Consider the following 2,856-nt stretch of genomic DNA (forward strand, 5'->3'; position numbering starts at 1 on the left):
CGTGGGGGTGGGCGCCAAAGAGCCGCCCTGTAGCCTGGGCTATCAGCTCCATTCCCTGACCGCCGCGCGGACCTGCGCCATCGACGATCATCCTGCGAACGAGATCGGGCGCCTGCAAAGTGATTTCCTGCACGACCAGGCCGCCGATCGAGAAACCAAATATGTCGACTTGCTTCAGGCCCAGTGCCTTGATGAAGGCGATGGCGTTGGCGGCCATCTGTTCGAATGTGGTCGGGACCTCGCCGGAGCTGCTCGAGACGCCCGCGTTGTCGAACAAGATCACCTCGCGGCCGCGAGCAAAGCCATCGGTCACCGCCGGGTCCCAGTAATCCATGGTGCCGAGGTAGTGCTGATTGAAAACGAGCGGCACGCCGCCGGCCTTGCCGAACCGGCGATAGCCGAAGCGGATACCGTTGGCCTCGACGAACTGCGTCGGCGCGGTCTGGTGAGTATAAGTCATCATGTTAACTCCCTTAATTCAGCCCGGATTCAAATCAGGCGGCATCGCATTGGGTGCTGACTCATCGGGTAGGAGCGCCAAGGCTGCTTTCGCGCAGTCGACATCATTCTGGACCATGGGCGCTCCGCTCACTCCGATCGCCCCGACAATTTCTCCGCTCACCTTGATGGGAAACCCGCCGCCCCACGCCGCCACACGCGCGAGCGTGGGGATACCGGCCAAAAGGGACGGGTCGCTCTGGATAAAGTTGAAAAAGTCCTGTGTGGAAACGCCGAACAGAGCTGTGTATGCCTTGTTCTGCGCAATCTCGATGGTAGGCATCGAGGCCCCATCCATCCGGATAAAGGCTTTGAGGTTGCCGCCGTCATCGAGAATCGCTACGTTCTCGGTAACGCCAAGTTCTCTTGCTTTCGCCACCGCCGCATTCACCATTTTCTGCGCTAGCTCAGAAGAAATACTGTGTTTCTTCACTACGTTAGCCATTGGACTTCCTCCTTCCACTTGATACGCATTGCGCGTTTATCGGGCGTGGGTCGCAATAGTCGGCTCCCTTGCGCGATCCGGTCACCCGAACAGGGGTCAGTTGGCGCTGTGGCCGCCGTCGACGTTGAGAACGTGACCCGTGATGAACCTGGCCTCGTCCGACCCGATGAACACGATGCCGTCGGCGACTTCTTCGGACAGGCCGAGTCGACCCAGCGGGACCTGCCCCACCAGAACTGCCTTGTTCTCCGCCGTCTCGGTGAAACGAGTGAGCATGCCGGTGTCCGTGGGGCCAGGCGCGACGGCATTCACGCGAATTCCCGACTTGGCGACTTCGAGTGCTACCGACTTGGTGATGCCTTCGACGGCATGCTTGGCGCCGACGTAGAGCGAGGCGCCGGCCGCGCCCTCGTGCCCGTAGGTCGAGGAAATATTGATGATGGTGCCGCTGCCCTGGGCCTGCATGGCGCGCACTTCGTGCTTCATGCTCAGGACCACGCCGAGAACATTGGTGTCGAACGTTGCGGCAAAGCTTTCGGCGGTTTGATCCGTGATCAGACCGCGATCGCCTTCGGTTGCGGCGTTGTTCACCGCGACATCGAGACGGCCAAACCGTGCGACGGTCTTGTCGACCAGAGCGCGGACGTCATCCTCCTTGCGGACGTCGGCGTTGATGAACTCGGCCTCCGAACCGAGAGAACGTAACTCCTTGACAAGCGCCTTGCCGGCCTCGTCACGCCGACCGGCGACGACGACCTTCGCGCCCTTCTTGGCGAAGGCGACCGCGGCGGCGCGACCGATGCCGGTCAGTCCACCGGTGATCAAAACAACTTGAGTGTTCATTTTGTGTGATCCTCGCAGTTTGCCGCCCTACCGGCAGCGTATGGAAGCGGACCCACTGGCCGCGGCTTTGGAGACCGAGACCAGTCGCAGGTACTTTCGTTGAAAGCGATGTAGTCTCCCCTGGCGCCCGCGAAAAAGACTTTGTAAGCAGCGGGGCATGCCTTGGAGATATGGGGCGACTTAAGCCGGCGGCTCCAGTAGGCCGCGTGACAGCCCAAACTCTACTGCGCTTCAACGGCAGCCCGATGGTCGTTGATGCCACTCTTCAGGACATCGACGACCAATGCGCCCAGCAGAGTGCTCCCGCAGTCCGGACAGCAATACAAATCGCAGACCGGATGTGCGCTGAATAAGAGGAACGGATCGCCTGTACAGAAATGCCTGAGCACGTCGAGCCTCACCTAACACGAACCAACAGCTTTCCGAAGTTACGGCCGGACAGCGTTCCGATGAACGCCTTCGGCGCCGCTTCAAGGCCCTCGACAATATCTTCGCGATAGCGAACGCGCCCAGCTGCGACGAGCGCACCGACTTCCCGCAAGAAGTTGGCATAGTGATCGGCCACGAACTCGGTGTTGATGTAGCCTTGGAACGAGAAGGCTGCGCCTCACGATCGTCATCATAGTGGAGGGCAGCATGTCGCGATTAGATCGTGGAACGCCGTTGTAGAAGGCCATGAGCCCGCAGACCGGCACCCGCGCGTAGCGGTTGAGCAGCGGGAGCACCGCTTGCCACACGGGTCCGCCCACGCTCTCGAAGTAAACGTCGATCCCCTCCGGGCAGGCCCGCGCTCCGGCAAATTGGGCGAGCTGTCCCACCAGTGAACCGCGCAATCCTCGCAATTTAGTGCCCTACCGGCAGCGTATGGAAGCGGACCCACTGGCCGCGGCTCTAGAGACCGAGACCAGACATGTGCTATCGTTGAAAGCCATGTGGCCTCCCATGGCGCCCGCGAAAAAGACTTTGTAAGGTGGGGGGCATGCCTTGAAGATGGAAGGCGCTATGGAGCTACGGCACCTTCGCTATTTCGTCGCGGTCGCCGAGGAGGGCAGCCTGACGCTCGCGGCTGA

Annotated in this window: 3 protein-coding genes and 1 pseudogene; all 4 read right to left on the reverse strand. The window is 61.0% G+C overall.

Translation table 11 applies throughout. The features are described 5' to 3' along the window. A partial coding sequence (locus tag B5V02_RS38000) for an alpha/beta fold hydrolase (protein ID WP_146606220.1) occupies nucleotides 1-463 on the reverse strand: 463 nt, incomplete at its 3' end. Between the two features lie 15 nt (nucleotides 464-478). Beyond that, nucleotides 479-943 carry a GlcG/HbpS family heme-binding protein gene (locus B5V02_RS38005; RefSeq protein WP_111549046.1) on the reverse strand — a complete coding sequence of 155 codons (465 nt, stop codon included), beginning with the start codon at nucleotides 941-943 and terminating at the stop codon, nucleotides 479-481. Between the two features lie 96 nt (nucleotides 944-1,039). After that, nucleotides 1,040-1,786, reverse strand: a complete 747-nt coding sequence (locus tag B5V02_RS38010) for an SDR family NAD(P)-dependent oxidoreductase (protein WP_111549047.1) — start codon at nucleotides 1,784-1,786, stop codon at nucleotides 1,040-1,042. A gap of 397 nt (nucleotides 1,787-2,183) precedes the next feature. After that, a pseudogene (locus tag B5V02_RS42880) lies at nucleotides 2,184-2,586 on the reverse strand (zinc-binding dehydrogenase); the annotation flags it as partial. Nucleotides 2,587-2,856 lie beyond the last annotated feature (270 nt).

Source organism: Mesorhizobium kowhaii (assembly GCF_003253745.1).
Taxonomy (GTDB): Bacteria; Pseudomonadota; Alphaproteobacteria; order Rhizobiales; family Rhizobiaceae; genus Mesorhizobium; species Mesorhizobium kowhaii.

Bases quoted from the DNA above. Each gene is read 5' to 3' on its own strand.
- B5V02_RS38005 (WP_111549046.1), bottom strand. From the start codon at position 943: ATGGCTAACGTAGTGAAGAAACACAGTATTTCTTCTGAGCTAGCGCAG.
- B5V02_RS38010 (WP_111549047.1), bottom strand. From the start codon at position 1,786: ATGAACACTCAAGTTGTTTTGATCACCGGTGGACTGACCGGCATCGGT.